25 protein-coding genes are annotated in these 24939 nt (G+C 67.6%); 14 read left to right on the top strand and 11 right to left on the bottom strand.

The annotated features are described in order from the left end of the window. The first annotated feature begins 218 nt into the window (after window positions 1-218). From E5790_RS07345 to E5790_RS07330, 4 genes are all read left to right on the top strand, one after another. Window positions 219-1868 carry a M28 family metallopeptidase gene (locus E5790_RS07345; RefSeq protein ID WP_049441368.1) on the top strand — a complete coding sequence of 550 codons (1650 nt, stop codon included), beginning with the start codon at window positions 219-221 and terminating at the stop codon, window positions 1866-1868. Between the two features lie 174 nt (window positions 1869-2042). Further along, window positions 2043-3302 carry a histidine kinase gene (locus E5790_RS07340; protein WP_049441365.1) on the top strand — a complete coding sequence of 420 codons (1260 nt, stop codon included), beginning with the start codon at window positions 2043-2045 and terminating at the stop codon, window positions 3300-3302. After that, on the top strand, window positions 3292-4062 hold the full coding sequence (locus E5790_RS07335) for a LytTR family DNA-binding domain-containing protein (protein WP_049441363.1): 771 nt from the start codon (window positions 3292-3294) through the stop codon (window positions 4060-4062). The genes E5790_RS07340 and E5790_RS07335 overlap by 11 nt, the downstream gene beginning before the upstream one ends. 33 nt (window positions 4063-4095) lie before the next feature. Then, a complete protein-coding gene (locus E5790_RS07330) occupies window positions 4096-4440 on the top strand; it encodes a hypothetical protein (protein WP_111205904.1) in 345 nt (114 codons plus the stop codon). A gap of 39 nt (window positions 4441-4479) precedes the next feature. Here the strand turns inward: E5790_RS07330 and E5790_RS07325 are convergent, their stop codons facing one another. Further along, on the bottom strand, window positions 4480-5094 hold the full coding sequence (locus tag E5790_RS07325) for a hypothetical protein (RefSeq protein ID WP_014645784.1): 615 nt from the start codon (window positions 5092-5094) through the stop codon (window positions 4480-4482). Between the two features lie 309 nt (window positions 5095-5403). Here E5790_RS07325 and E5790_RS07320 point away from each other — a divergent pair, with 309 nt between their 5' ends. Further along, entirely contained in the window at window positions 5404-6333 is a 930-nt protein-coding gene (locus E5790_RS07320) for an oxygenase MpaB family protein (protein ID WP_111205903.1), read from the top strand. A gap of 77 nt (window positions 6334-6410) precedes the next feature. Here the strand turns inward: E5790_RS07320 and E5790_RS07315 are convergent, their stop codons facing one another. Continuing rightward, the gene (locus E5790_RS07315; protein WP_111205902.1) at window positions 6411-6998 is read right to left on the bottom strand and encodes a TetR family transcriptional regulator; all 588 of its coding nucleotides are present in this window, start codon (window positions 6996-6998) and stop codon (window positions 6411-6413) included. 133 nt (window positions 6999-7131) lie between these two features. Here E5790_RS07315 and E5790_RS07310 point away from each other — a divergent pair, with 133 nt between their 5' ends. Next, window positions 7132-8346: an MFS transporter gene (locus E5790_RS07310; protein WP_111205911.1), complete on the top strand. Its 1215-nt coding sequence runs from the start codon at window positions 7132-7134 to the stop codon at window positions 8344-8346. Further along, entirely contained in the window at window positions 8343-9515 is a 1173-nt protein-coding gene (locus E5790_RS07305) for an MFS transporter (protein WP_111205901.1), read from the top strand. Before E5790_RS07310 ends, E5790_RS07305 begins: the two co-directional genes overlap by 4 nt. Before the next feature lie 132 nt (window positions 9516-9647). On the opposite strand, the gene E5790_RS07300 is transcribed toward E5790_RS07305, so the two are convergent. Next, complete coding sequence (locus E5790_RS07300) at window positions 9648-11759, bottom strand: M13 family metallopeptidase (protein WP_032959257.1); 2112 nt, start codon at window positions 11757-11759, stop codon at window positions 9648-9650. Window positions 11760-11935: 176 nt separating this feature from the next. Between E5790_RS07300 and E5790_RS07295 the strand changes: the two genes are divergently transcribed. Beyond that, window positions 11936-14998 (top strand): EAL domain-containing protein, encoded by a 3063-nt coding sequence (locus tag E5790_RS07295; RefSeq protein WP_046428611.1) that lies wholly within the window; start codon window positions 11936-11938, stop codon window positions 14996-14998. A gap of 160 nt (window positions 14999-15158) precedes the next feature. On the opposite strand, the gene E5790_RS07290 is transcribed toward E5790_RS07295, so the two are convergent. Continuing rightward, window positions 15159-16040 carry a LysR family transcriptional regulator gene (locus E5790_RS07290; protein WP_049408296.1) on the bottom strand — a complete coding sequence of 294 codons (882 nt, stop codon included), beginning with the start codon at window positions 16038-16040 and terminating at the stop codon, window positions 15159-15161. A gap of 96 nt (window positions 16041-16136) precedes the next feature. On the opposite strand from E5790_RS07290, the gene E5790_RS07285 reads away from it, so the two are divergent. From E5790_RS07285 to E5790_RS07275, 3 genes are all read left to right on the top strand, one after another. Further along, complete coding sequence (locus E5790_RS07285) at window positions 16137-16547, top strand: DoxX family protein (protein ID WP_046428617.1); 411 nt, start codon at window positions 16137-16139, stop codon at window positions 16545-16547. A gap of 31 nt (window positions 16548-16578) precedes the next feature. Beyond that, the gene (locus tag E5790_RS07280; RefSeq protein ID WP_111205900.1) at window positions 16579-17367 is read left to right on the top strand and encodes a class III extradiol ring-cleavage dioxygenase; all 789 of its coding nucleotides are present in this window, start codon (window positions 16579-16581) and stop codon (window positions 17365-17367) included. A gap of 117 nt (window positions 17368-17484) precedes the next feature. After that, window positions 17485-19134, top strand: coding sequence for a Na+/H+ antiporter (locus tag E5790_RS07275; protein ID WP_014645794.1), 1650 nt, complete (start codon window positions 17485-17487; stop codon window positions 19132-19134). A 148-nt stretch (window positions 19135-19282) separates the two neighbouring features. Here E5790_RS07275 and E5790_RS07270 read toward each other — a convergent pair whose 3' ends face one another. Next, window positions 19283-19531 (bottom strand): DUF3297 family protein, encoded by a 249-nt coding sequence (locus E5790_RS07270; RefSeq protein WP_005415112.1) that lies wholly within the window; start codon window positions 19529-19531, stop codon window positions 19283-19285. Between the two features lie 90 nt (window positions 19532-19621). On the opposite strand from E5790_RS07270, the gene E5790_RS07265 reads away from it, so the two are divergent. After that, window positions 19622-20164 carry a hypothetical protein gene (locus tag E5790_RS07265; RefSeq protein ID WP_032959249.1) on the top strand — a complete coding sequence of 181 codons (543 nt, stop codon included), beginning with the start codon at window positions 19622-19624 and terminating at the stop codon, window positions 20162-20164. Window positions 20165-20219: 55 nt separating this feature from the next. On the opposite strand, the gene E5790_RS07260 is transcribed toward E5790_RS07265, so the two are convergent. The 5 genes from E5790_RS07260 to msrB all read right to left on the bottom strand — a co-directional run bounded on the left by E5790_RS07260 (window position 20220) and on the right by msrB (window position 23462). Further along, on the bottom strand, window positions 20220-20495 hold the full coding sequence (locus E5790_RS07260; protein WP_046428626.1) for a DUF4031 domain-containing protein: 276 nt from the start codon (window positions 20493-20495) through the stop codon (window positions 20220-20222). 13 nt (window positions 20496-20508) lie between these two features. Beyond that, window positions 20509-20997, bottom strand: a complete 489-nt coding sequence (locus E5790_RS07255; RefSeq protein ID WP_111205898.1) for a hypothetical protein — start codon at window positions 20995-20997, stop codon at window positions 20509-20511. Between the two features lie 97 nt (window positions 20998-21094). After that, on the bottom strand, window positions 21095-22045 hold the full coding sequence (gene motB, locus E5790_RS07250) for a flagellar motor protein MotB (RefSeq protein ID WP_046428632.1): 951 nt from the start codon (window positions 22043-22045) through the stop codon (window positions 21095-21097). A gap of 3 nt (window positions 22046-22048) precedes the next feature. Further along, window positions 22049-22903 (bottom strand): flagellar motor stator protein MotA, encoded by an 855-nt coding sequence (gene motA / locus E5790_RS07245; protein ID WP_014645799.1) that lies wholly within the window; start codon window positions 22901-22903, stop codon window positions 22049-22051. A 91-nt stretch (window positions 22904-22994) separates the two neighbouring features. Continuing rightward, window positions 22995-23462: a peptide-methionine (R)-S-oxide reductase MsrB gene (msrB, locus tag E5790_RS07240; RefSeq protein ID WP_005415117.1), complete on the bottom strand. Its 468-nt coding sequence runs from the start codon at window positions 23460-23462 to the stop codon at window positions 22995-22997. Between the two features lie 140 nt (window positions 23463-23602). Between msrB and E5790_RS07235 the strand changes: the two genes are divergently transcribed. Together E5790_RS07235 and E5790_RS07230 are read left to right on the top strand one after the other, a co-directional pair. Next, the gene (locus E5790_RS07235) at window positions 23603-23977 is read left to right on the top strand and encodes a hypothetical protein (protein ID WP_014645801.1); all 375 of its coding nucleotides are present in this window, start codon (window positions 23603-23605) and stop codon (window positions 23975-23977) included. Window positions 23978-24121: 144 nt separating this feature from the next. Next, entirely contained in the window at window positions 24122-24298 is a 177-nt protein-coding gene (locus E5790_RS07230; protein WP_049441350.1) for a hypothetical protein, read from the top strand. Window positions 24299-24408: 110 nt separating this feature from the next. Here the strand turns inward: E5790_RS07230 and E5790_RS07225 are convergent, their stop codons facing one another. After that, window positions 24409-24888 carry an Lrp/AsnC ligand binding domain-containing protein gene (locus E5790_RS07225; protein WP_004140558.1) on the bottom strand — a complete coding sequence of 160 codons (480 nt, stop codon included), beginning with the start codon at window positions 24886-24888 and terminating at the stop codon, window positions 24409-24411. Window positions 24889-24939: the final 51 nt, after the last annotated feature.

Here is a 24939-nt window from a genome sequence, read left to right as displayed (position 1 = left end):
GTCAGAGCCCTTTTCCGGCGGGAAAAGGATCTGACCCCTTCGTGTTTCCGTGCGTGTCGACCAAGGTCGACACCCACCAACAGCAGTGGGACCCCGCCTACCCTCAGGAAACCAGCTTTTGCTGTTGCTTCGGCTGTTGCCGTTGTTTCGGCAGGTGCAGGGCGCAGCCCTGGCGAATCCCATTACACTCCAGAAGGATTTCCCTGCTGGAGAGAGCAATGAAACGAGTGGTACTGGGCGTGCTGGCCCTGTCGGTGTCGAGCGCACTGATGGCGGCCACCCCGAAATTCGATGGCGCGCGGATCTCCGCCGACGTCAAGGAACTGGCCTCCGACGCCTACGAAGGCCGCTCGCCGGCCACCGCCGGCGAAGAAAAGACCATCGCCTACCTCAGCAAGCAGTTTGCCGACGCCGGCCTGCAGCCGGGCGGCGACCTCAAGGACGGCAAGCGCCTGTGGACCCAGGCCGTGCCGCTGCGCAAGGGCGACATCGTCGGCGCACCGCAGCTGGCGCTGCACCAGGGCGGCAAGACCCTGCCGCTGGAGCAGGGCAAGCAGATCGCCGTGCGCGCCGCCATGAACGGCGCCAGCAGCGTCGACATCAGCAAGGCCCCGCTGGTGTTTCTCGGCTACGGCGTGAAGGCACCGGAGCGCAACTGGGACGACTTCAAGGGCGTGGACCTGAAGGGCAAGATCGCCGTGGTGCTGATCAACGACCCGGACTTCGAAACCGGCCAGGGTGATTTCGACGGCAAGGGCATGACCTATTACGGCCGTTGGACCTACAAGTACGAGGAAGGCGCCCGTCAGGGTGCGCTGGGCGTGCTGATCGTGCACGAGACCGCACCGGCGTCGTATGGCTGGGCCACCGTGGCCGGCTCCAACACCAACACCATGTTCGACGTGGTGCGTGACAACCCGGCAGAAAGCCACCCGCTGCTGGAAGGCTGGATCCAGCGCGACCTTGCCGTGGAGCTGTTCCGCTCGGCCGGGCAGGATTTCGAGGCACTGAAGAAGAAGGCGCAGCAGCGCGACTTCACCCCGGTGCCGCTGACCGGCGCCAGCCTGGACGCGAAGTACGCGGTGAAGACCGAAGTGATCACCTCTCACAACGTGGCCGCGCGCCTGGAAGGCAGCCGCCATCCGGACGAGACCATCATCTACAGCGCGCACTGGGACCACATCGGCGTGGGCGAGCCGGACGCGCGCGGTGACCGCATCTTCAACGGCGCGCTGGACAACGCCAGCGGCACCGCCTCGCTGGTCGAGCTGGCCCGTGGCTTCGCCAAGGAGAAGCGCCCGCAGCGCTCGCTGCTGTTCCTGGCGGTCACCGCCGAGGAAAAGGGCCTGCTGGGTTCTGAGTACTACGCCACCCATCCGCTGTATCCGCTGGAAAAGACCGTGGCCGTGATCAACATGGACGGCATGGCGCCGTTCGGCCCGTCGCGTGACTTCGGTATCTACGGTGCCGCGCGCTTCGAGCTGCTGGACCAGCTGAAGGACGTGGCCAAGGGCTGGGATATCCGCTACACGCCGGACCCGAAGCCGGAAGCGGGCCTGTTCTTCCGCTCCGACCACTTCCCGTTCGCCAAGCGTGGCGTGCCGGCGCTGTCCTGGTCGGCCGGCCAGGACTGGGTGGACGGTGGCGTGGCCGCAGGCAGGAAGGCCTCCGAGGACTACACCGCCAAGCGCTATCACCAGCAGGGCGACGAGTGGCAGCCGGACTGGGTGTTTGCCGGTGCCGCGCGCGACCTGGAAGTGCTGTACACGCTGGGCAACCAGCTGGCCAATTCCCGCGATTGGCCAAACTGGAGCAAGGACGAGGCGTTCCGCGCCGTGCGTGACGCCAGCGCCGACCAGCGCAAATAACGGCGTCCGGTAGTGCCGGCCGCTGGCCGGCATTGCCGCCCCCGGAAACGCCGGGCCGTGCCCGGCGTTTCCATAACGGCTTCCATCCCAACTTTCCCGGCCTTCGTCGCAGCCTGCTTGCTTGCCCGGCGGGCCGCCCTATGCTCGGCTCACCCCCTTCCTCAAGGCGCCGCCGTGTTCGCCAGCCTCTCTCTCCTGATCCGCCACCTGCTGGCCTGGGCTGCCGCGCTGGTTGTCGCCGGCATGGTCTGGAGCGGCATCTTCAGTGGCATGAACGATGGCCCGGGCTGGATCTTCGGGCTGCTGGCGATGTTCCTGATCATTTCCGCGCTGGGCAGTGCCATCACCCACATCCGCCGGGTCTGGCTGGTGGCCGGTCGCCTGGATGCCACCACCCTGTCCGGCCGCCAGCGCCGCCAGATCGAACTGCCGATGGACGCGGGCCACGCCTTCTCGGTGGTGGAGGCGGCGATTTCCGAACTACCGCGCGTCGAAGACGTGGAAAGCTCGGCCGGCAGCCTGCAGGTACGCGCCTATGTGCGCCGGGTCGACCTCTGGAACGGCCGCCAGCCCTCGCGCTGGAACCTGCCGGCGCGGCTGGCGATCAAGCGCAACAGCGTGCTGGCCACGGTCACGCCGGGGCAGGGCACCAGCACCGTCACCCTGCTGTTCGAACCCGATGCCGGCTGGTGGGCCGACCTGCTGGCGCTGGACGAAGGCAGCAACTACGAGAACGCCGAAGCAGTCACCCGTGCGATCAGCCGCCGCGTCGCCGACCAGCGCCGCGACGAACAGGCTGCGGCCGAACAGACCCAGGTGGAAAAGGAACTGTCGGTGGCACGCTTGAACCTGTTGCATGCGCAGGTGGAACCGCACTTCCTCTACAACACGCTGGCCAACGCGCAGGTACTGACCCGCACCGATCCGGCGCGTGCCGAACAGATGCTCGGCCACCTCATTCAATACCTGCGCAGCTCGTTGCCGCAGGTGGACGAATCGGTATCCACGCTGGGCGTGGAGCTGGACCGCACCCGCGCGTACCTGGAAATCCTGCGCATCCGCATGGGCGCACGGCTGGCGGTGGAAATGCAGGTACCGAACGAACTGCACGGCGTGCACCTGCCGGCGATGGCACTGCAGACGCTGGTGGAGAACGCGATCAAGCACGGCCTGGAACCCAAGCCCGGCGGTGGCACGATCTGGATACTGGCGCGCGGCTTCGATGACCACGTGACCGTGACCGTGGCCGACGATGGGCTTGGCTTCGGCCAGGGCACCAGCGGTACCGGCATCGGCCTGAAGAATCTGCGCGAGCGCCTGCGCCTGACCTGCGGCGAGCAGGCCGGCGTGGCGATCGTTGCCAACTTCCCCAGCGGCGTGGCCGCGACCATGACCCTGCCGCAGTCGCACAAGGAGCGCAGCCATGCCGCTTGAAGCCCTGATCGCCGAAGACGAAGAACTGCTGCGGCAGTCACTGGTGGAACAGCTGGGCCGGCTGTGGCCGGAGCTGAAGCTGGTGGCCGAGTGCGAGGACGGTGCCAGCGCGCTGGAGCAGCTGGCCGAGACGCGGCCGGACATCGCGTTCCTCGACATCCGCATGCCCGGCATCAGCGGCATCGAGGTCGCGCGCTCGCTGTCCGAGCTGAGCCCGCGCACCCAGGTGGTATTCGTCACCGCCTACGACCAGTACGCCATCGATGCGTTCGAGCAGGGCGCGATGGACTACCTGTTGAAGCCGGTCAGCGACGAGCGCCTGCTGGCCACCCGCGAGCGCATCCTGTCGCGGCTGCCATCAACGCGACAGGACGATGCCGTGCTGGAGCGCCTGCTGCAGCGGCTGGGCCCGTCGCAGGGCGCAGCGGAGCGCCCGCCACTGGCCTGGATCACCGCCAGCAACGGCCGCGAGACGCAGCTGATCATGCTGGAAGATGTGGCCTACTTCCGCGCCGACAACAAGTACACCACCGTGGTCACCGCTGCCGGCGAAAGCCTGCTGCGCACACCGTTACGTGAACTGCTTGAAGTGCTCGACCCGCAGCACTTCCGCCAGATCCACCGCTCCACCATCGTCAACATGAAGGCGGTGGCAGCGGTGAGCCGCGACGACACCGGGCGCGGCGTGCTGCGCCTGCGCGGGCGCACGGAGACGCTGGTGGTCAGCCAACCGTTCATGAGCCTGTTCCGCGGCATGTAGCCGCGCCGCAGTCTCCGCCGCCATGAGCATTGCATGCGTTTTTTCCTGCTTGTCGGCCTCGCCGCATTGGCGCTTGCCGGTTGCCGGAAGTCCACTGAAACCGCGATCACCCGCACCACTGCCAATAGCGTGGACACGCTGTACAGCAAGCGCACGGTAGTGGACGGCGTGGCGCGTTTCGAGTGCATGGCCAGCCGCAGCGGCCAGTGCCATTACCTGGTGCTGGACCCGGCCTGTCGTCCTGATGCCGCCTGTGCGAAAGCGCCGATACGGTCGTTCGCGTTGGCGGCCGGCACGACCCGGGAGTTCAGGGGCCTGCCGAAGGGCTTCGCCCAGTGCGTCAGCGAGGATCGGAAAGAACAATGCCACCGTGAGTGATCACGGTGGCATTGTGGCTCCCCCCGCTTCCCTGAAGGGTCAGTAGGCAGGCTGTAGTGTCAGGTCGTGGTGGTGCTCGTTCTCGCCCACGTGGTTGAGGCGGCCGACCAGTTCGGAGTGCTGCTTCATGCGCCCGATCTCGGTCATGATGCGGATGTCCTCGTGGCGCAGCTCGCGCTTGGCGGTGACCGCCTGCTTGTAATCGAGCACTTCCGGGTAATGCTCGGCCAGGTCCAGTGCCTCGGCCACGTGCTCGACGCTGTCGGCCTTGGAGCTGATGCGTGCGCGACTGTTGAACGCCTTCATCCAGCGCTCGAAACCGGCCTGCTGATCGAACATGTTGGCCATGAACCAGATCACGAACAGGATCGACACCCACGAGCCGAACACGACTACCACGCGGGTGAACGTGATATGGAAGTCGTCGCGCCAGAGGTAGTTGGCGATCAGGCCAAGAATCAGCAGCGAGGCTGCCTGCCAGCCGACGATCGAGGCGATCAGCCATTGGCACTTGGCCTGGGCCAGCACCGCGACTTCATCGCGGATCTGCTGCTCGCTGAGATTGCGCCAATGCGCGACCTGTTTATCGAACGGGCTGCTGTAGAGCTCGTTGTCGCGAAGCAGAATTCCCAAACCCTTGAACAAAGCAATCATGGCTGGCTCCTTGTGGAACGTGCGTCGATCAGCATTGGACGGTGTGGCGGTTCCAGTTCTAGCACTTCCAGCGAGCCGTGCAATGGGCGCAATGCCAAGCTGCGCAAGGGCTTTGCCTGAATCGGTGAATGTTGTTGCATCGCAGCATCGAGGGCGCTGCCTGCGACAGGATGTCGCAGGGTGAAATGTGCTGCGGCCGCACATGAAACCGTGGCTGAGTACGAAGACTCGCCGCCGCGGTCGTGATCGCCGAGAATCGGAGCCAACCGCGCAAGATGCGACTGTTCTTCCGTCTTTCTTGGACCTGTGATGCCGGCTCTGCTGCAGCGACTCTCCCGCCCCGTCACCGCGCCGATCCGGCGCTGGGTGCTGGAGGCCTTCCCCCGTGGCCAGAGCGGCATCGATTACGACCAGCCGCTGGGTGACCCGGGTTGGTTTGGACCCGACAGCGTGACCTGGCGCCTGCACGCCGAGTTCCCCTCGATGCTGGCCGGTGGCCTGTGCGCGCTGATGCTGCAGACCCTGCATCCGCGCGCGCTGGCCGGGGTCTACGATCACTCCAATTTCCGCCAGGACCTGGTGGGTCGCCTGCGTCGCACCACCGCGTTCGTTGCCGGTACCAGCTATGCGCCCACCGGCGAGGTGGAGGCGCTGGTGGCCAAGGTGCGCCGCATCCATGCACGGATCCGCGGCCAGACCGCACAGGGCGAACCCTACGCCGCCGACGATCCGCAACTGCTGACCTGGGTGCATGTGACCGAGGCGTTCGGGTTCCTTCAGGGCTTCCGCCGGTACGGACGGGAGGTGCCGGCACACATCGCCGACCGTTACTACGATGAGTACCGCGGCGTGGCCGAGGCACTGGGTGCGGTGGACGTGCCGCGCAGCGAAGCGGAAGTGGCGGCGTACTTCTGTGCGCGGCAGCCGGAGCTGCGCGTCGACGAGCGCTCGCGCGAGGTGCTGGAGGTGCTGTCCGACGTGCGCCTGCCGGTACCGGTGCCGGGGCTGTCGCGCGAAGTGTTCCTGGGTGCAGGCGCGGCACTGCTGCCGGACTGGGCCGAAGGCATGCTTGAACGCAGTGGCCGTCAGCGCGCGCAGGCCGCCGCGTCGGCGAAGCTGGTGCAGGGCATGGCGCCGCTGTTCCGCCGTGCGTTGCCCGATGGCCTGGCCAGCCGCGCCTGTGCGCGCATGGGCGTGCCGGTGTCGGTGCTGCGCGAGTGGCCCACCGTTCCCCGGTAGGTGCCAACCTTGGTTGGCACGCGTTGCGCGCGGTGCCGCAGGAGCCGCAGTAGATCCACACCATGCGTGGATGGGCCTTACCCCGCCGACTTCAACCCGCGCAACAGCATCTCCAGCGCCGCCGTCGCCTGCCGCAGGCGCACGTCGCCATCCTCGCCCTCGGCGATCCAGAACGCGGCCTCGGCCAGGCTGCCATAGATCAGCGACGCCAGCGCCTGCGCATTCACCGGCGCCACCACGCCCTGGGCAACCAGATGTTCGATCAGGTGCTGCATCGAATGCACGCAGTGGCGCTGCGATTCCGGTGAGGCGCCACCGAGCACCGCGCGCGCGTCGCGCAGCACGATGCGCTGGATCTCCGGTTCCAGCGCCATCTCCAGGTACGCGCGGCAACGCTGCGCGAAGCCCTCCCAGGCATCGTCGGCGGCATCACTGATCGCCTGCAGGCGCTGGTCGGTCTCGGCATCGAGCTGGGCGACGACAGCCGCCAGCAGACCCTTCTTGTCGCCGAAGTGGTGGTACAGCGCGCCGCGGGTCAGCCCGGCCTGGGCGGTCAGGTCGTCCATCGAGGTGGCGGCATAGCCATGCTCGCTGAACACCCGGCGGGCGGTGGCCAGGAGGGTGGCGCGGGTTTCTTCCATCTCGGCGCGGGTGCGGCGAACCATTCAGAGCTCCTTACATACGCAGTGCATGATTATTTACATACGACGCGTATGAATGTAGCCTCTTATTCATACGCCCTGTATGTATTGTCATGGCGCCCCGTGCGCCAGGCAAGTCGCTGCCTTGGAGAACCTGATGGCCACCCCCTATCGCGACCTGTTCGCGACCCCCGGCACCGCCGGCCTCGCCCTGGCCGGGCTGCTGGCACGCCTGCCGCTGCCGATGACCGGTATCGGCATCATCACCTTGCTGTCCCAGCTGCGCGGCAGCTATGCACTGGCCGGTGCGGTGTCGGCCACCTTCGTGCTGACCTATGCGTTGCTGTCGCCGCAGGTGTCGCGCTGGGTCGACCGGCGCGGGCAGGGCAGGGTACTGCCATGGGCCACTGCGGCCAGTGCGGCCGGTCTGCTGTTGCTGCTCGCGTGCACGCTGCTGGCCGCGCCGGACTGGACGCTGTTCGTTGCGGCGATGCTGGCCGGCTGCATGCCCAGCGTGTCGGCGATGGTGCGAGCGCGCTGGACCGCGACCCATCGCGGACGACCACAGCTGCAGACCGCGTATTCGCTGGAGACCGTGTTCGACGAGGTGACCTTCATCGCCGGGCCACCGTTGTCCGTCGGATTGTCGGTGGCGGTATGGCCACAGGCTGGCGTACTGGCGGCCGCCCTGCTGCTGGTGGCCGGCGTCGCCGCACTGGTGCTGCAGCAGGGCACCGAGCCGCCGATACAGCACTACGAAGGTGCAACATCCTCGCACTCGCTGCTGCGGCAACCGGAGATCCGCCTGCTGGCGTTGCTGATGCTGGCGATGGGCGTGATCGTCGGCACCGTCGACATCACCAGCGTGGCATTGGCCGAGCTGCGCGGACAGCCACTAGCTGCCAGCTGGGTGCTGTCGGCCTACGCGCTGGGCAGCTGCGCGGCGGGGCTGCTGTTTGGTGCCCTGAAGCTGCCGATGCCGCTGCCGCGCCTGTTGCTGGCCGGAGCAGCGGCCACCGCATTGACCACGTTGCCGCTGCTGTGGGTCGGCAGTCTGCCGGCACTGGCCGCTGCGGTACTGCTGGCCGGGGTGTTCTTCGCGCCGACGATGATCGTGGCGATGTCGCTGGTTGAACAACGCGTGCCCGAAGCACGCCTGACCGAAGGCATGACGTGGCTGCTGGCCGGCCTCAACATCGGCGTGGCGCTGGGCGCGGCGCTGTCCGGACAGAGCGTCGATGCGGCGGGCGTGCGCAGTGGTTTTGTGGTTGCGCTGGCGGCAGGCGGTGGCGTGCTGCTGTTCGCCTTGCTCGTGCAACGTGCGCTGCGCCCGTCTGCCGCGTCCACATCTCCTGAAGGAATCATTCCGTGAGCGCTTCATCGCCTGCGCATGCCGCGTCTGTGCCCCGCCATCCGTGGTGGGCGGTCTCCGCCGTCGGCCTCGCCACGTTCTCGGTGGTCACCACCGAAATGCTGCCGGTCGGCCTGCTGACTCCCATCGCCGAAGATCTCGGCGCGTCCACCGGCACCGCCGGTCTGATGATCTCACTGCCCGCCCTGCTGGCGGCAGTGTTCGCCCCGCTTGCGGTGATCGCAGCCGGTGGCATCGATCGTCGCCGCATCCTGTGTGTGCTGTTGGGCCTGCTGCTGGTCGCCAACCTTGCGTCGGCGCTGGCACCTGGCATCGGCTGGCTGTTGGCCGCGCGTGTGCTGGTGGGGTTCTGCATGGGCGGCATCTGGACCATTGCCGGTGGGCTGGCAGCGCGCCTGGTACCTGCGCAGCGCATCGGTCTGGCCACCTCGATCATCTTCGGAGGCGTGGCCGCAGCTTCGGTGCTCGGCGTTCCGTTGGGCGCGCTGATCGGGGATGCATTGGGCTGGCGCAGCGCGTTCGCGGCGATGACGTTGTTCAGTGCGGCGGTGATGCTGCTGCATCTGCGGGTGGTTCCCGCGTTGCCGGTCAGCACATCGGTGCGGCCGCGTCAGTTCGTGCAGCAGCTTGGCCAGCGCAACCTGCGGCGTGGCCTGTGGCTGACCGGGCTGCTGGTGTCCGGGCACTTCATCGCCTTCACGTACGTGCGGCCGCTGCTGACGTCCGTATCGGGCGTGGATGCGTCGTGGATAGGTGCACTGCTGTTTGGGTACGGCCTGGCTGGCATCGCCGGCAACTTCATCGCCGGGCCGCTGGCTGCGCGCCATCCACGGGGCATGCTGCTGGCGATAGCCTCGGGCCTGCTGCTGACGCCTCTGCTGTTCCTGTGGGTGGGAAATACGCCCTCCGCAGGTATTGCAGTGCTGCTGCTGTGGGGTCTGGCCTATGGCGGTGTATCGGTGGGCCTGATGAGCTGGATGATGAAGGCGGTGCCGCAGGCCGTGGAGATCGCCACCGCGTTGTATGTGGCGGTATTCAACATCGGCATCGCAATGGGTGCGTGGGGTGGTGGCCGCCTGCTGGATGGCGTGGGCCTGCATGCGAATCTGTGGGCTGCGGCGGTGTTGGCTGGGAGTGCCCTGCTGATGGCTGCCATCACCCGCAGGTAGATCCACGCCATGCGTGGATTCCTACCCCGTGCCGACCAGGGTCGGCACCCACCAGAGCGGAGTATGTGCCGACGAAGGTTGGCCGCTACCCGGAAATGAAACGGGCGCCTTGCGGCGCCCGTTCCGGTTACATCACCACACCTTGACCCGCTTGTCCGGGGCCAGGTACAGCTTCTGGCCTTCCTTCACTTCGAACGCCGGGTACCAGGCGTCGATGTTGCGCACGGTCAGCGCGCGGAACTGGCCCGGGGCATGCACATCGGTCAGCAGCGAATTGCGCAGCGCCTGCTCGCGGCTCTTGCTGCGCCACGCCTGGGCGAAGCCGAGGAAGAAGCGCTGGTCCGGGCTGAAGCCTTCCAGGGTCTGGCCCGGCTTGCCCTGCAGCGACAGCTGGTAGGCATCGTAGGCGGTACCCAGGCCAGCCACGTCGGCGATGTTCTCGCCCAGGGTCAGCTTGCCGTTCACGTGCACGCCGGGGAACGGCTCGTAGCTGCTGAACTGCGCGGCCAGCGCATCACCGGCGGCGTTGAACTGCTTCAGGTCCTCGGCGGTCCACCAGTTGTGCAGCTTGCCGGTCTCATCGAACAGCGCGCCGGCGTTGTCGAAGCCGTGGCTGATCTCGTGGCCGATCACCGCACCGATCGCACCGTAGTTCACCGCGTCATCGGCAGCGCCGTCGAAGAACGGCGGCTGCAGGATCGCGGCCGGGAACACCAGGCGGTTCTCCAGCGGCACGTTCATCGCATTGATGGTCTGCGGCAGCATCGCCCACTCGCTGTGGTCGACCGGCTTGCCCAGCTTGGCGATGTTGCGCTGGTACTCGAACAGCTCGGCGCGCTGTGCATTGCCCAGCGGGTCATCACGGCGGATCTCCAGGCCGGTGTAGTCGCGCCACTTCTCCGGATAGCCCATGCCCACGGTCAGGCCCGTGACCTTGGCCTTGGCATGCGCCTTGGTCTGCGGCGACATCCACGACAGCGCGTCGATGCGCTTGGCAAAAGCGGCGATGATGTTCTTCGCCATCTCGTCCGCACGCTCCTTGGTCCTGGCGTCGAAGTGCTTTTCGACGTAGCGCTTGCCGATCGCTTCGCCGACGGCATGGTTGGCATCGTCCACCGCGCGCTTCCAGCGGTCGCTCTGCTGCGGAGTGCCGCTCAGCGCGGTGCCATGGAAGGCGAAGCGGGCATCGGCGAACTTCTTCGGCAGGTAGGCGGCGGCACGGTCCAGCGCGTGGAACGCCAGGTAGTCCTTCCAGGCGTCCAGCGGCTCGGTGGCGACCAGCCTGGACAGGCCGGCCACGGCCTTGGGCTGCCACACGATGAAGTCCTGCTGGTTGCCCAGCGCGGCCGCATCGAGGAAGGCGTTCCAGTCCAGGCCCGGCGCCTTCGCATTGAAGTCGGCCTGGGTCCAGGGGTTGGCGCCCTTGGTCACGTCGTTGGTTTCTTCCTGGGTGGCATGCGCCTGCGCGATCTTCGTTTCCAGCGCGAGGATGCGCTGCGCCTTGCCGGCCGGGTCGGCGACGCCGGCCAGCTGCAGCATCTGTGCGATGTAGGCCTGGTACTGCTTGCGCAGTTCGGCCATGCGGCCATCGCCCAGGTAGAAATCGCGGTCGGGCATGCCCAGGCCGCCCTGCACCAGGTACGGCGCGGTGCGATCCGGCTGCAGCATGTCCACCGACACCCACAGGCCGAACAGGCGGTCGGTGTAGAAGTTGGTGGCGTTGAGCAGGTCGACGTCGGCGCGCAGGTCGCCGCCGAGTGCGCGGGCCAGCCCGGCCTTGTCGGCGATCGCATCGATGGCCTTCAGCTGCGGCTGCACCGGCGCCAGACCGTGCTGCTCGATGCCGGCTTCGTCCATGTAGGCGGCGTAGTAGTCGCCGATCAGCTTGTCGTCGCCGCTGGCCTGGGTGTTGCCGGCGGCCCCTTCCAGGATGGCGCGGGTGTCGGCCAGGGTCTTCTCGGCAATGACATTGAAGCTGCCGAAGCGCGAGCGGTCGGCCGGAATCTCGGTGTTCTTCACCCAGGTGCCGTTGGCGAAGCCGAAGAAGTCGTCGCCGGCGGCGATGCTGCGGTCCATGCCGCTGGCATCGAAGCCGAAACTGCCCAGCATCGGCTTGGCCGCAGCGGGGGCGGCATCGGCCGGCGCGGTGGCACCGACGGCCGGGTCGGCCGGGCGGTCACAGGCGGCCAGGGACAGGCTGGCAACAATGGCCAGCGCCAGGGTGGGACGGCGCAGCTTGGACATGGACTTCTCTTGCAGCGGAAAACCCCAAGTCTAATCCGCTCCGGCGCCACTGGCCGCCCCCCTGCGGGGCCCGCCCTGTGCAGGATCTGGCTGAACGTGCGGATGCGATCTTCACGCCGTCACCGGGGTGGTGCATGCTGGACCCTCGAGCCCTGCGCGGACACGGGGAGGTGGCCATGCAGGACGGGGTCAGGCGTCAAGAATGGCGTCCGCCGGCCGTTGAGGTCGGGGACGTGGAGGATTCGTTCGCGCATGAAGCCAGCCGACTGCACAAGGAACATCAACCGATGCCCGCGCTGAAACGGGCGTTGGCCCGGCCGCTGCGCGCCATCACCTGGGGCGGTGTGCTGCTGGGCGTACTGCTGGTGACCGGTCTGGCCCTCATGCTGGTCAACGACCACCACCGCCGCCTGGAAGCGGCGCAGCGGCAGAGCCGCGCGCTGGCGGTGGGCAGCGAGCGCCTGCTGGCGCTGGAGCTGCGCAACCTGGAGCGGGCCATGACCGGCATCGCCGCCGACGCCGCGGAACTGTTCCGCAGCGTGCCGGCACAGGCGCCGGCCTTGCTGGATGCCTCCATCGGCGGCGTGCTGGGCCGGCACGCCGAACTGCACAGCATCGTGGTGCTCGACAGCTATGGCCGCGCATTGACGGCCGGCAAGGGCGACCTGCAGTTGCCGTTGTGGACCGATCCGCAACGGCGCGGCTCGGGCAGCGCGCTGTACATCGGCCCGCCGCAGCGTGCCAGCGACGGGGGCTGGGTGGTCCCGCTGGCGCTGCCGATGGCCGATGGGCGCTGGCTGCTGGCACGGCTGCGCTGTGGCGAACTGCAGCGCATCGTCGGCGGCCTGGATGTCGGTCCCAACGGATTGGTCTCGATCAGCGATGCCCAGGGCTACATGCTGGCCCGCGTACCCGATCCGCATGGCACGGTGGGCCGCCGCTACGACCTGCCGCGCCGGGACCTGCTCGGCACGCAGGCAGTGGTCGAGCTGGGCAGCATGCCCGGCGTCGTCGACGGCGTGCCGCGCATCCTCACCATCAGCACGCTCGAACGCAGCCCGCTGGCGGTGCAGGTCGGCCTGGCCGACGAAGATGTACTCGCACCGTGGTGGCCGTACCTGAAGGCGTCGGTGGCGATCGTACTGGCCTACATCGCGGTGTTGCTGGTACTGCTGTACGCCGTGCGCCGCAGCACCCGCAGCCAGCAGGCGATGGCCGAGGAACTGAAGACGGGCCACGCCGAGCTGCGCCTGGCGCACCAGGTCGGGCGTGTCTGCACCTGGTACGTGGATGAGGACGCCGCGCTGCTGCGCTGGTCGCCGCTGGCCCGCGAGATCTTTGGGGTACAGACCGACGCCTTGCCGGTCGCGGATTTCTTCGCGCGCGTGCATCGCGATGATGCCGCGCGCCTGCAGCAGGCCTTTGACCAGGCCTTCGCCGGCAGCGCTGTGCTCGACCAGGTGTTCCGCCTGGTGCTGCCCGGGGGCGAGGTGCGCTGGGTCGGCGCGCGCGGGCAGCGGGTGGAAGTGGCCGACAGCGAACGGCGCATGATCGGTGCGCTGACCGACCTGAGCGAACGCTATCAGGCGCGCGAGCAGATGAGCGAAGTGGAACGCCGGTTCCGCCTGCTGTTCGACCGCAATCCTGCACCGTTCTGGGTGTTCGACCCGGATACGCTGCGCTTCATCGAGGTCAACGACGCTGCAGTGCGCCAGTATGGCTACAGCCGCGACGAGTTCCTGGCGATGAGCATCCTCGACATCCGCCCGCGCGAAGGCTGGGACGAAGTGCGTGGTGCCATCCAGCGGGCGCAGGTGGGCGATCCCCCCGACGCGACCGTGCGCCTGCACCGGCGCAAGGACGGCAGTGTGTTCGAGGTGCGCGCACACCTGTCCAAGCTCGACTTCGACGGACAGCCCGCGTGCCTGGTGCTGGCCGAGGATGTCAGCGAGCGGCTGGCCTACGAGCGCGACCTGGCCTACCAGGCACGGCACAACCCGGCCACCGGCCTGCTCAATGTGCGCGCCCTGACCGAACAGCTGGACGAGCAGGAGGAGGGCTACACCATCGCCTTCGTGCAGCTGCGCGGGCTGCAGCTGGTGGCCGATACGCTGGGCCGCGAGATCGGCGATGCGGTGCTGCAGTCGATGGCGACCCGGCTCGGGGGCCTGGGCGCACGCTGTGGCACGCTGGCGTTCCAGCCGGCCGAGGATTTCGTCTTCGCCATCGGTGCCGAGCACGATACCCAGCGCGTGCTGGACGACCTGCTGCAGATCGTGTCGGCGCCGATGCGCGGCAAGGACTCGCTGCACCAGTTCGAGCCGCGCATCGGCGTGGCCGTGCACATCGCTGGTGACGGGCACACGGCCGAGCAGGTGATCGGCATGGCCGCGCAGGCCGCGCATGCGGCGCGCGCCGAGGGCAACGTGGTGGTCTGGTTCGACGCGGCCGTGACCACGCGCCTGGCCGACCGCCTGCGCCTGGCCGGGCGCATCCATGCCGCCATCGACAACGAATTCCAGCTGTATTTCCAGCCGATCCGGCATGCCGGCGATGGCAGCCCGGCAGCGCTGGAGGCACTGCTGCGCTGGCCGCAGGCCGATGGCAGCTTCATCCCGCCCAACGAGTTCATCCAGCTGTGCGAGGACACCGGGTTGATCCTGGCACTGGGCCGCTGGGTGATCCGCGCGGCGGCGAAGGCGCAGCGCCGTCTGGTCGAGGCCGGGTGGGGTGAGTTGCCGATCGCGGTCAACGTGTCGGCGGTTCAGTTCTTCAACAGCGACCTGGTGGCCGAATTCACCCGTGCCCAGCAGGATTTCGGCCTGGCCCGTGGCGCGCTGCACGTGGAGCTGACCGAGAGCAGCCTGATGCGCAAGCCGGCACAGGCGATGCAGACCATGCAGCGCCTGCACGAGCAGGGCATCCGCGTGTCGCTGGATGATTTCGGCACCGGCTATTCCAGCATGTCCTACCTGCAGCACCTGCCGCTGGACATCCTGAAGATCGACCGCAGCTTCGTCGCCGACGTGGAAACCAATCCACGCAATGCCTCGATCTGCCGCGCGCTGCTGTCGCTGGGCCACAGCATGGGCCTGACCATCATCGCTGAAGGCGTGGAGACGCCGGGGCAGCTGGACTGGCTGGCTGCGCATGGCTGTGACCAGGTGCAGGGCTACCTGTTGGGGCGGCCGGCGCCGCTGGAACAGATCATCGACGCGCTGGATGAGGTTCCCGCCTGATCGGGTTTCGTATGTGCCGGCCAGCGGCCGGCACTACCCGACCGAAGCACGACGGGGTTTCGTATGTGCCGGCCAGCGGCCGGCACTACCCGACCGAAGCATGACGGGGTTTCGTATGTGCCGGCCGGCGGCCGGCACTACCGGCAAGCGCCAGACTCGGCTACACCCCGGTATCCACCAGATGGTCGATGAAACTGCGCACCTTCGGTGCCAGGTGGCTGCGGCTGGTATAGACCGCGAAGATGCCGATCGGCGAGGCCTCCCATTCCGGCAGTACGCGCACCAGGCGGCCATCGGCCAGCGCGTCTTCCAGCAGGAAGTCGGGCTGCAGGATGACGCCCATGCCGGCGATCGCCGCTTCACGCAGCACGTCGCCGTTGTTGGCGTGCAGCAGGCTGTTCACCGCTACTTTCACTTCGCCGCCCGGCCCCTGCAGCGGCCAGTGGTCACCGGCGGCCCAGTAGCTGTAGCCCAGGCACGCGTGCGCCTGCAGGTCCTGCGGGGTCTGCGGGGCGCCGCGTGCGGCCAGGTAGGCCGGCGCGGCGCACAGGCTCACCCGCGATTCGCCCAGGCGGCGGGCGATCAGGGTGGGGCCCGGCTCGCGGGTGATGCGGATGGCCACGTCGTAGCCTTCCTCGACCATGTCCACCAGGCGGTCGGACAGGGCCAGGTCCAGTTCCACCTGCGGAAAGCGTTCGCGGTAACTGGCCAGCAGTGGACCGAGGCGGGCGATGCCCCAACTGACCGGTGCATTGATGCGCAGCATGCCGGAGGGCTCCAGCGCCTGCGCGCCGATGCTGGCCTCCAGCGCGTCGAACTCGGCCAGCAGGCGCACGCATTGGGCGTAGTAGGCGGCGCCGGTGCTGGTGGGGCTGACCCGCCGCGTGGTGCGATGGAGCAGGCGGGTGGACAGGCGCTTTTCCAGTGCGGCGACCTGGCGGGTAACGCCGGCGGTGGACATGTCCAGGGCCTGGGCGGCGGCGCTGAAGCCGTTGCGCTCGACCACCGCCACGAACACGCGCATCGCCTCAAGGGTGTCCATTGTTGCGCCTTCTGAAATAAATACGGTCAATCGATCGTATTTATCGGCCTGTGAAGGCGCAATAACCTGAGCCCACTCCCTTCAAGGTGCTTTCCGATGCACGCCACGACCGCTCCTGTTTCGCCGCTGGCCCCGTATGGCGCCACCCTGCTGCGCCTGGCACTGGGCGTGCTGTTCCTGGTCCATGCGCTGACCAAGCTGCTGGTATTCACCCCGGCCGGCACGGCAGCATTCTTCGAGTCGCTGGGCCTGCCCGGCGTGCTCGGCTACCTCACCCTCGGCGTCGAGCTGGTGATCACTGTCGCGCTCCTGCTGGGCATCTATGCGCGCTGGGTGGGCCTGGTCGGCGTGCCGCTGCTGCTGGGCACCATCGTCACCGTGCACGGCGCCAACGGCTTCGGTTTCGCCAATGCCGGCGGCGGCTGGGAATACCCGGCGTTCTGGGCGCTGGCGCTGGTGGTGCTGTTCCTGGTCGGCGATGGCAAGTGGACCCTGCGTTCGCGCTGATCGCCGCCTGATCCTGCAACTGGAGAATTCCATGTCCCGCCTGCCTTCGCTGTACATCTCCCATGGTTCGCCGATGACCGCCCTGCATCCGGGCCAGGTCGGTGTGCGCCTGGCCGAGCTGGCGCGCGACCTGCCGCCGCCGCGCGCCATCGTGATGGCCTCGGCGCACTGGCTGGGCCGGCAGCCGCTGGTCGGCGCACATCCGCAGCCGCCGACGATCCACGACTTTGGTGGCTTCCCGCGCGCGCTGTTCGAACTGCAATACCCGGCGCCGGGTGATCCGGCACTGGCCGAAGAAGTGGCCGGCCGCATCGCCGCCGCAGGCCTGCCAGTGGCCATCGACCCGCAGCGTGGGCTCGACCACGGCGCGTGGGTACCGCTGCGGCTGTTGCGCCCGCAGGCCGACATCCCGGTCGTGCCGGTGTCGATCCAGCCGCTGCTCGGCCCCGAGCATCAGTTTGCGCTGGGCCGCGCGCTTGCACCACTGCGCGAACAAGGCGTGCTGCTGGTCGGCTCGGGCAGCATCACCCACAACCTGCACGACTGGGGCGACTACCAGGACGGCAAGGAAGCGCCATACGTGCGGCCCTTCATCGAGTGGGTGGAGCAGCGGCTGGCCGCTGATGACCGCCAGGCGCTGTTCGATTACCGCCGGCAGGCCCCGTTCGCCGAGCGTGCGCACCCGATCGACGAGCACCTGCTGCCGCTGTTCTTCGCGATGGGAGCGGCCGGCGAGGGCGGTTTCGGCGCACGCCGCATCGACGCCGGCATCGATGCCGGCTTCCTGGCCATGGATCTATACCGGTTCGACGGGGCATGAGCCGGGGCTGACGCGCGGCGGCCCCGGCCGTCGCGGTCAGGGCCGCATGTGGTAGTTTTTTCCGGGTTTCCGGCGCTGGCCCTCGTGCCTCCCCACGCGCCGCTTCCTGGAAGAAGCATGCATACCATTGAAGTCGTCCTGGCGATGCTGGTGGCCGTTGTCGCCAGCGGCTACCTGGTTCGCGTCCTCCCGTTCTCGCTGCCGTTGCCGCTGGTGCAGATCGGCCTGGGCGCGGTGATCGCCGGCGTGTTCAACCGCGGCCATGCGCTGGAGCCGGAAGTGTTCTTCCTGCTGTTCCTGCCGCCGCTGCTGTTCCTGGATGGCTGGCGCATTCCCAAGCAGGGCCTGTTCCGCGACAAGGGCGCGATCCTCGAACTGGCGTTCGGCCTGGTGGTGTTCACCGTGATCGGCGCCGGCCTGCTGATCCACTGGATGATTCCGGTGATGCCGCTGGCGGTGTGCTTCGCGCTGGCGGCCATCGTCTCGCCGACCGACCCGGTGGCGGTCGGGGCGATCGCCTCCAAGGCACCGATCCCGAAGCGCCTGATGCACATCCTGGAAGGCGAGTCGCTGCTCAACGATGCGTCCGGCCTGGTCTGCTTCCGTTTCGCGGTGGCCGCGGTGATGACCGGCTCCTTCTCGCTGGCCACGGCCTCGCTGACCTTCCTGTGGGTGGCGGTGGCCGGCCTTGCCGTGGGCGTGGCGGTCACCCTCGGCGTGTCCACCTTCCAGCGCTGGTTGTGGCGCCGCTTCGGCGAAGAGCCGGGTGCGGCGATGCTGGTCAACCTGCTGATTCCGTTCGCGGCCTACCTGCTCGCCGAAGAAATCCATGCCTCGGGCATCCTCGCTGCGGTCGCCGCCGGTATCGCGATGAGCTACGTCGAGCTGACCGGCCGTGTCTCCGGCAGCATGCGCGTGCAGCGCGCGGGCGTCTGGAACATGCTGCAGTTCAGCTTCAACGGCATCATGTTCGTGTTGCTGGGCGAGCAGCTGCCGGGCATCGTCGAGCGCGCCACCACCACCATGAACGAGTCCGGCCACCAGAGTGCATGGTGGCTGCTGGTATACGTGGTGGTGATCAACCTGGCGCTGATCCTGCTGCGCCTGCTGTGGGTATGGCTGTCGCTGCGCTGGAACCTGCTGCGCGCGCGCCGCCGTGGCCTGGAGCGGGGCGAGGCGCCGAACTGGCGCATCGTGGTGGCGACCTCGGTGGCTGGTGTGCGCGGCGCGATCACCCTGGCCGGTGTGTTGACCCTGCCGCTGTTCCTGCCCGATGGCAGTGCGTTCCCGGCGCGCGACCTGGTGATCTTTCTGGCCGCGGCGGTGATCCTGTTCTCGCTGATCGGCGCCAGCGTGGCGCTGCCGCAGCTGCTGAAGGGCCTGCAGCTGCCAGCCGATTCGGGCGAGCGCAAGGAAGAGGACCTGGCACGCAAGCTGTCCTCCAAGGCCGCGCTGGCCGGGGTCGAACGCATGCGCCAGCAGCTGGTGATGAACCAGAACACCGAGAACGTGCAGCTGTACAACGATGCTGCCTCGCGGGTGAGCCTGCTGTACCAGCGGCACTTGGAGAAAGACAACGACGGCCCCGACGTGGACCCGGAGAAGGTGCGGCGCATGGAGCTGGGCTACCGCCAGCTGCGCAGCGCGGGCCTCAATGCCGAGCGCGAGGAACTGTTCCGGTTGACCCGGCGCGGGGTGATCTCCGATGAGATCTCGCGGCGCCTGATCCGCAACCTGGACCTGCTGGAATCGCGCAAGCGCGAATGACGCCTGGGACCGGGCGTTGCTGACGCTGACGCCTATTCCGCCCTGCCATGTAGAGCCGAGCCCGTGCTCGGCTGCGCTTGCTTCAGGCGTCATGAACCCGGAACGAAAAGCAGCCGAGCACGGGCTCGGCTCTACATGCCGGTGCCGGTTATTCCGGCTTCTGGTCCAGGAAATACACCTCGACCTTGCCCTTGACCTTGATGGTCATCGGATTGCCGCGGCGGTCGCGGGCCTTGCCGGCCTGCACGCGGATCCAGCCTTCGCTGACCGAGTATTCCTCGACGTTGTCGCGCTCGACGTCGTTGAAACGCACGCCAACGCCGCGCTCCAGCGCCTGTGCATCATGGAAGGGGCTGGCCGGGTTGATCGCCAGGTGGTCGGGAGGGGTATCGCTCATCGCTTCATTCACAGTGACGGCCACCAAGGCCGGCTTCAGCGGCACAGGATAAACCGTAGAATGCGGGCCTGCCCCAGAGGACGTTCCGCCATGCCCGACAACAGCGACTATTTCGACTTCGAGGAAGACATCCACGACTTCGACGAGGAGGGCTTCGAGGCGCGGGTCTGGAACCTGCTGGTGCTGATCAACCCGGGCGACGAAGAGCTGGCCCTGCAGCAGTTCAACCGCTGGCGCGAGCACCTGTCCGAGGACGGGCAGCCGCTGGAAGCGGACAGCGACTGGCTGCCGGCCCTGTTCACGGCCATCGCCTGGCAGTCCGGTTTCGATGTGGAGCGCGATGACCTGGAATCGCTGCAGTCGGCGGTGAACGAGCTGTCGGCGCGCTTCAACCTGCAACTCGACTGGGGCGGCGACCTGGACGACGAGGACTTCGCCGAGGGCCTGGACGGCGTGCAGCTGATGTCCACCGCCTTCGACCGCCTGCGCGAGCACAACTACACGCTGTGGAGCGTGGATGCCGGCAGCGACGGCTTCACCGGCGTGATGGCGCTGACCCGCGACGACGACGCGATGCTGGCGCTGTGCTCGCTGCTGAACGTGGAAATCCGGCTGGGCAGCGACCCGTTCTGAGCGATGGGCCGATCCGCCGGGCACGACCCGGCGGGGACGATCTGCTGGGCGCGGCCTACGGCCGGTACTGCGCCCTGGCGTTGGCAATCACCGCTTTGACCAGCTCGCGGTCGGTGTGCCGGGAAATCGCCCGCGCACCGAGCGCTATTGCCTGTGCGCGCAGCTCGGCAGTGACGTCGTAGTGAGCACCGCTGGCCTTGTTCTGGAAGGCCCGCGGGGGAATGCCGAGCTGCGCCGCCATCGCGTGCAGCTCGGCCAGGGTGTCGGCCATCAGGTGCGCCCAGCGCTGTCCGCGCCAGGGATGCACCGCGTCATCGACGTAGACCGTCACCGCCGCGGCCGGTTCAGGCCTGCGGCTTGCTGTCGCTGTCAGCGGCCGGGGCGGCCTCGGCAGCGGCTTCTTCGGCCGCGTCGCCTTCGACGGCTTCGCCTTCTTCGCCCTCAGCGGCGTCGACGCCTTCGAATTCGGCAACCAGCTTGTCCAGGTATTCGTCAGCGGTCTGCTCGGATTCGGCAGCCAGGGTGTCCAGCAGCTTCTGCAGCAGTTCCGAGTACTTCAGGTTGACCTTGCGGCCTTCCTTTTCCTGCACGTTGGACAGGTGCTTGAGCATGGCCAGCATCGGCACCGGGTTTTCGGCGTTGCCCATGGTCTGGCCGCCGATGGCCAGCAGCCACTCACGGCCCTGCAGGCCGATGGCCGCTACCACCTGGCCGTCTTCGTTGGTCAGCACGGCATGGTTCTGCACCTGCTGCTGGGCATTCAGGCGGAGGAACGGGCGCTTGGCCTGCTGCTTCTTGCGCTTGTCGCGCTTGGCCTTGGAGTTCTGGGACATGGGGTGGGGTCACCTGGAAACGGAAAGACCGCCATTGTACCGGCCGCACACAGGCGGGGTCAGATCCCTTTCCATGGGAAAGGGATCTGACCCCGGTTCAATGTGCCACGGGCGCGGCCTCACCTTGCGCGGCCTGCACGTCCGGGTCGGCGGTCGGCGCCGACAGTCCCACCTGCGGGCCGGCACCGGCCAGGGCGGCCGCTTCGGCGGCCTGGGTCATCACCACGATGCTGATGCGGCGGTTGATCGGGTTCTGCGGGTCGGCCTTGTCGAACAGCACCGACGAAGACAGGCCGACCACGCGGGTGATCTTGCTGTCCTCCAGGCCACCGTCCACCAGCGCACGCCGTGCGGCGTTGGCACGATCGGCGCTCAGCTCCCAGTTGCCGTAGCCGCGCTCGGCCGAATAGGCGGTGATGTCGGTGTGGCCGGTCAGGCTGATCCGGTTCGGCACGTGGTTCAGGTAGTTGGCCAGCTCGTGCAGGATCTGCTGCGTATACGGCTTCAGCGTAGCGCTGCCGAGGTCGAACATCGGCCGGTTCTGCTTGTCCACGATCTGGATGCGCAGGCCTTCCGGGGTCAGGTCCAGCAGCAGCTGGTCCTTGAACGGCTCCAGTGCCTGGCTCCTGCTGATCGCTTCCTGCAGTTCCTTCATCAGCGCTTCCAGCTGCTGCTTGTCGCGCTGCTGCTGGTCCACCGGCTGCGGCACCGCTTCCTTCTGGTTCTGGAAGGGATCGTTGCTGCTGCCGCGCGAGATGTCGGTGGCACCACCCAGCTTGATCATCGAGGTGCTTGCGCCGCCCGGGCCGGCCATGCCGGGCGCCGGCGTGGCGTTCTGCCCGCTCAGCGGGCTGGGGTTGCGGAAGTACTCGGAAATGGCCGCACGGTCGTTCTTGTTGGTGGTGGCCATCAGCCACAGCACCAGGAAGAACGCCATCATCGCGGTCACGAAGTCAGCATAGGCCACCTTCCACGAACCGCCATGATGGGCGGCGTGGCCGGCCTTCTTGACCCGGCGGACGATGACAGTGGGCTTGGTCTCGGCCATGGTTTACTTGACCGTCTTCAGGTGCTGCTCGAAATCGGAGAAGGCCGGGCGCACGTTCGACGGCAGCGTCTTGCGGGCGAATTCCAGCGCGATCTTCGGGTTGTAGCCGCGCAGGCAGGCCAGCAGGGCGGTCTTGACCGATTCGTAGATGCGGCTGTCCTGCTCGGCGCGTGCCTCCATTGCTGCCGCCATCGGGCCGACGAAGCCGTAGCCCAGCAGGATGCCCAGGAAGGTACCGACCAGCGCGCCGGCCACGTGGCCACCGACCTCGACGATGTCACCGCCGATCGAGCCCATGGTGATGACGATGCCGAGCACCGCCGCGACGATGCCGAAACCGGGCAGTCCGTCGGCGACCTTGGTCAGCACCTGCGACGGCGCCATGGCCTCGGCGTGGTGCTTCTCCAGTTCCAGCTCCAGCAGCGGCTCCAGCTCATGCGGCTCGATGTTGCTGCCGATCATCAGGCGCAGGCAGTCGGTGATGAAGTCGATCAGGTGGTGGTCGGCCTGCACCTTGGGGTAGTTGGCGAACAGGGCGCTCTCGGCCGGCCGCTCGACATGGTCTTCCAGGGCCATGAAGCCTTCGCGGCGGGCCTTGTTGAGCAGTTCATAGAGCAGGCTGAGGACATCGATGTAGTCCTGCTGCTTGTAGCGCGGGCCCTTGAACACGCCGACCATGGCCTGCAGGGTCTGCTTGACCGTCTTGGCCGGGGTGCCGACCAGGAACGCACCCAGTGCGGCACCGCCGATGATGACCAGCTCGTAGGGCTGCCAGAGGGCACCCAGGCGGCCGTGGGCACCGAGGTAGCCCCCGATCACGCTGATGATGACGACCAGGAATCCAACGATGATGAGCATGGGGCGACGCAAGGAGAGGGGATATCTCCTTGTCGGCCCGTCACCCGGTTTTCTGAAGAGGGAATTCTGTGAAATCGGTCAGCGGGGTGTTTCAGCCCGCCACACCGCTTTCCGCGCCGCCACGCTGCAACGGGTCGGGCCAGGGCTCGCCATTGCCGGTGAACGAAAGTGAGACGGAGTTCAGGCAGTGGCGCTCGTAGGTGGGCGGCGGACCATCCGGGAACACGTGGCCGAGGTGGCTGCCGCAGCGCGCGCAGGTGATCTCGGTGCGCACCATGCCATGGCTGGTATCGCGGATCTCGCGCACGTGCGCCGGGTCGAACGGGGCGAAGAAGCTGGGCCAGCCGGTGCCGGAATCGAACTTGGTGCTGGAGCGGAACAGCGGCAGCGCGCACAGCCGGCAGCAGTAGACGCCCTCGCGCTTGTTGTCCAGGAACACGCCGCAGAACGGCGCTTCGGTACCGTGCTGCAGCAGCACGCGGCGCTCTTCGCTGCTGAGGCCGGCGATCAGCGCCTCGGTCTGGGTGGCAGTGGGGGGCGTCAGGTCGAAGGCAGTCATGCCGGCTCTCCGTGGGGTCGATGGCCTGGGGATGCCGGAAAACGTGGGGGTGCCGGCGCGCGCTTGCAAGTGTGACGGCCGTTCATGGGCGGCACACAGGCGCAGGCGCAAGGTAAATGCGATCCACGCCGGAGCGTGCCATGAAACCGACCCTTCCCCTGCTGCTGATGGCCCTGTTGCCCACGTTGGCGCTGGCCCAGGTGCCTGCTGCCGACCCGACGGTCACCCGCAGCGCGACCACCGTGGCTCCGGCGCCGGTGGTACCGCCGCCGCAGGCCGCACGCCCGCAGCCGCAGGTGCTGCCGTCGCCGCAGCCGGCGCAGCCGATCAGGTCCACGGGTCCTGCCCGGATTGCGCCCACCCCGGCGCCGAGGCCGGCCGACAAGGTCTATGACCGCAATGGCCGCATCGTGCCTGGCGTGCGCCCGGCTGGCCCGAACCGGGTGTTCGATTCGCGTACCGGCCGCTATTACGACAGCGTGCCGGCCGGCGATGGGCAGCAGATCAAGCGCTGACCTCGGATGCCAGGCAAGGGTGGCAGCTTCCACACACTGCACGGCCTGAACGCACGAAAACAACATCCTGCCGATCACTGCTTTTTCGCCTGCGATTAACCGTGCCGGGACCACCGTGGCCCTGCGCCGGCATTCCGCCGCCGCATGTCCTTTGTCCACTGGATCGCGATCATGAAAAACCAGCAGAACCGTCATCCCGGCAAGGAACCGCAGGGCCGCAACCCGCAGCAACAGCAGCAACAACAGATGGAACCGCAGCAGCCGCACAAGGGTGGCAAGCAGCAGGAACAGCGCTCGCAGAAGCATCCGCAGCAGCGCTGACTGGCGACATGACCGGGGTCAGAGCCCGCTGCGCGGGATCTGACCCCTTGCCTGACCCCGACCGGGGCCGGATCCCGCAACGCGGGCTCTGACCCCAACCTGCGACCGCCTCAATCCGGAATCGGCAGGCTCAGCGTTTCCTTCACTTCTTCCATCACGATGTAGCTTTTGGATTCACGCACATGCGGCAGTGTCAGCAAGGTGCTGCCGAGCAGCTTGCGGTAGGAGGCCATCTCACTGATCCGTGCCTTCAGCAGGTAATCGAAGTCGCCCGAGACCAGATGGCACTCGAGCACATTGGGCAGCTTCAGGGCGGCGCGCCGGAACTCTTCGAAGATGTCACCGGACTTGTAGGCCAGGCTGATCTCTACGAATACCAGCAGGCTGGCCTTCACCGCCGCCGGGTCCAGGTGGGCGTGGTAGCCGGTGATCACCGCTTCGCGCTCGAGCCGGCGCACGCGCTCGGTGCACGGGGTGGTCGACAGGCCGACCCGCTCACCCAGTTCGGTGAAGGAAATACGGCCCTCCGCCTGCAGGATGCGCAGGATCTTGCGGTCGATCTTGTCCAGTTCGCGGGTACGGGTGGCCATGGCCGTCAACCTTGGGGAATGAATTGCAGGAGAACATCCTGCCGATTGATT

This window comes from Stenotrophomonas sp. PAMC25021 (genome assembly GCF_004795795.1).
Lineage (GTDB): Bacteria > Pseudomonadota > Gammaproteobacteria > Xanthomonadales > Xanthomonadaceae > Stenotrophomonas > Stenotrophomonas muris.
Note: the sequence above shows the minus strand (reverse complement) of the source record. Positions and strands in the feature narration are given on the sequence as shown.